This is a genomic window from Sphingobium chlorophenolicum, from assembly GCF_000722875.1.
GTDB lineage: Bacteria > Pseudomonadota > Alphaproteobacteria > Sphingomonadales > Sphingomonadaceae > Sphingobium > Sphingobium chlorophenolicum.
Map to the genome: position 1 here is coordinate 1 of NZ_JFHR01000117.1, position 2,952 is coordinate 2,952.

A 2,952-nucleotide genomic window follows, 5' to 3' on the forward strand; every position below is an offset into this window, starting at 1 on the left:
GGCCTATGTCGTGGGGGAGCGGGGGCCGGAGGTCTTCGTGCCGACGGCGAGCGGGCAGGTCGTTCCCAATGGCGGTGGTGGCGCGCGGGATGTGCGGGTGAGCATCGCGGTGCAGGGGCAGGGGGCGGATAGTGCGCGCCTGCTTTCGCGCAGTGCGCGGCAGGTGGCTCGCGCGGTGAGGGGGGCGATAGGCGGATGAGTGGGCTTGGCTATTGGCTGGCGGATGCGCGGCGGGGGCAGGAAGCGCGGTTCGTGAAGCGGTTTTCGCCTGCTTATTGGACCGTCAATTTTCCCAGGCCGATGATGGCGAGTGTCGTTACCACCGCGCCGGATGCTCTGCGGGTGGATGCTGTTTTCTATGGGTCGGGGGATCTGGCGGGGCTGATCTGGGAGGCGGAGGACAAGTGGAGTCATGCTCTGCTGGCCTATGAGACGGATCGGGATTTTCGCGATTGCGTGTTGCGCTTTCGCTGGCGGAGCGGGGGGCTGCGGCGGCTGGATGAGACGCATGGGCCTACGCTGACCATCGAGGGGCGGGATGCGGCGGGCGTGCCGCGTAGCTGGTATGTGCGCTTGTGGAATTATGCGAGCGGTGGGGCGGAAGATGCTGTCGTTACGCTGGATTTTGCCCATCTGAAGAGCGGCTTTCTGTTGAGTGGGGGGGAGCCGGTCTGGGCGGGGGATGTGGACAGGATGTTCATCTCGCTCGTCGCGCCGGGTTATGATGCGGGGAGTGCCGCCTTTGCCGGAGGGGTTGAGGGATGGTGTGAGCTTTCCGGGATAAGGTGCGATGGGGCCGGGTCGGTGCTGGCGGTGGGCGATGCGGTCTTGCCGGAGCATGGGCTGTCGATGGCGACGGGCTATGACGATTGCTTCAACCAGACGCCGGAGCGGATCGTTGGTTCGATCCATGCGCTGGGCTATCGTGGGGACATCAACCACTATGTCGGGATGAGCCATTATTTCCGGCTCGAACCGGTGGGGGGCGGGCTTTACGTCAGTCTGGCGGGGGGCGTGCTGAATGCGCCCTGTGCGGCCTGGCATGGGGATTTTGCGCGGCGGGCCAAGGCGCTGGGGCTGGGGGTGATCTGGTCGCTTTCCTATGAATTGTTCGATGCGCATTGCTGGAACGACTGGAAGCAGCGGGCGGAGGATGGTTCGCCCGCGCTGACGGGGTGGTCGCCGCCTTCGACCTTGCTCTCCCCTGCGCATGACGGGGCGATGGGCTATTTGCGGGTGGTGGCGGAGGCCTTTGTTTCCATTGGCTTGGCCGCCGGGATTTCGATCAAATTTCAGGTGGGGGAGCCGTGGTGGTGGGTGATGCCGGGCGATGGGCGCATCTGCCTGTATGACGATGCGGCGCGGGCGGTCTTTGGCGGTTTGCTGGTTTCGATTGCGGATGTCCGGGGGGCTTTGAGTGGGCCTCAAAAGGCTCTGCTGGATCGGGCGGGGGAGGTGTTGGCGGCTTCCACGGCGGCGCTTTGCGCCTGGGTGAAGGGGGTCGCGCCGGGGGCGGTGACGCATTTGCTGGCCTATCTGCCGACGGTGCTCAATCCGGCTGCGCCGGAGGCGAAGCGGGCGAACATGCCGTTGGGGTGGGCTTCACCTGCCTTCGATGTGTTGCAACTGGAGGATTATGACTGGGTGACGGAGGGGCGGGAGCGGCTCACGGCGCTGGGGGTCGAACTGGCGGTCGGGCGGCTGGGCTATCCTGTCGAGGAGCAGCATTATTTTTCGGGCTTCGTGCTGCGCGGCGAGGATGCCGTGCAATGGCGGGAGATTGCGGCGGCGGCGGATGCAGCGGTGAAGCGGGGGACGGCGGCGGTCTTTATGTGGGCATTGCCGCAGGTGGCGCGGGATGGCTTCACCTGCTTCAGATTGGGTGGGGAGGATGATGTGCAGGCCTTTGACGATGTGGCTTTTCCGCTGGCGATAGGGCGGGAGGCGAGCGTGGCTCCGGCCTTTTCCACGCAGGTCGTGGAGAGCGTTTCCGGGCATGAGCGGCGGAGCAGCGATTGGGCGGATGCGCGGCTTTCCTTCGATGCGGGGCCGGGGGTCAGGTCGGAGGCGGATATGGCGGCTTTGATCGCTTTTTTCCGGGCGCGGCGGGGGGCTGCGCGGGGTTTCCGGTTTAGCGATCCTTATGATGATCGCAGTTGCGGCGTGGGTGGCGTGCCGGGGCCTTTGGACCAGCGGTTGGGGCTGGGTGACGGGGTGCGGGCGGAGTTTCCCTTGCAGCGCTTTTATGGGCTGGGTGAGGAGGCGCAGGCGCGGCGGATCACGCGGCCGGTGGCGGGCACCATTCGCGTCGCCGTGGATGGGGTCGAGATGGTCGGGGGGTGGAGCCATGTGGGGTTGGGGGTGATCGCCTTTGACGTCGCGCCGGTTGAGGGGGCGGTGTTGACGGCGGGCTTTCGGTTCGATGTGCCGGTGCGTTTTGCGGAGGATCGGCTGGACATCAATCGGGCGACCTTTGCGGCGGGGGGAGCGCCTTCGGTGCCTTTGGTGGAGATACGCGAATGAGTGGGCTGGAGGCTTTGGAGAGGCCGCTGGCGACTTTGGCCTTTTGCTGGCGGATCGAGCGGCGGGACGGGGTGACGATCGGGCTGACCAGCCATGATCGGGACTTGGCAATTGGGCATGTCCTGTATCGGGCTGCGCCGGGGATGACGCCTTCCGCCGTGCGGAGCGGGATCGGGGTCGAGGGGAGCGATGCCGATGTGGAGGGGGCTTTGACGGCGGATGCGATCAGCGAAGCCGATCTGATGGCGGGGCGCTGGGATGGGGCTGCGCTGGAGTTGCGGCTGACGGAGTGGGAGGCTCCGGGGGATTTGTGGTTGTTGCTGGCGCGGGGGGAGATTGGCGCGGTGGCGCGCAAGGCGGCGGCTTTCACGGCGGGACTGGGGGGGGGGATGGCGGCCTTGGAAGGGCCGGGTGCGGCTTCGGCTCAAC

2 protein-coding genes and 1 pseudogene are annotated in these 2,952 nt (G+C 66.5%); all 3 read left to right on the forward strand.

Annotation, left to right across the window (positions count from 1 at the left end; all coding sequences use genetic code 11):
- A pseudogene (locus BV95_RS22440) lies at positions 1–199 on the forward strand (tail tape measure protein); the annotation flags it as partial.
- Complete coding sequence (locus BV95_RS22445) at positions 196–2,523, forward strand: DUF2460 domain-containing protein (RefSeq protein WP_037457554.1); 2,328 nt, start codon at positions 196–198, stop codon at positions 2,521–2,523. The pseudogene BV95_RS22440 and the gene BV95_RS22445, both read left to right, overlap by 4 nt.
- Positions 2,520–2,952: DUF2163 domain-containing protein (locus tag BV95_RS22450; protein ID WP_037457557.1), on the forward strand; the 433-nt coding region annotated here is incomplete at its 3' end. The genes BV95_RS22445 and BV95_RS22450, both read left to right, overlap by 4 nt.

Bases quoted from the DNA above. Each gene is read 5' to 3' on its own strand.
- BV95_RS22445 (WP_037457554.1), top strand. From the start codon at position 196: ATGAGTGGGCTTGGCTATTGGCTGGCGGATGCGCGGCGGGGGCAGGAA.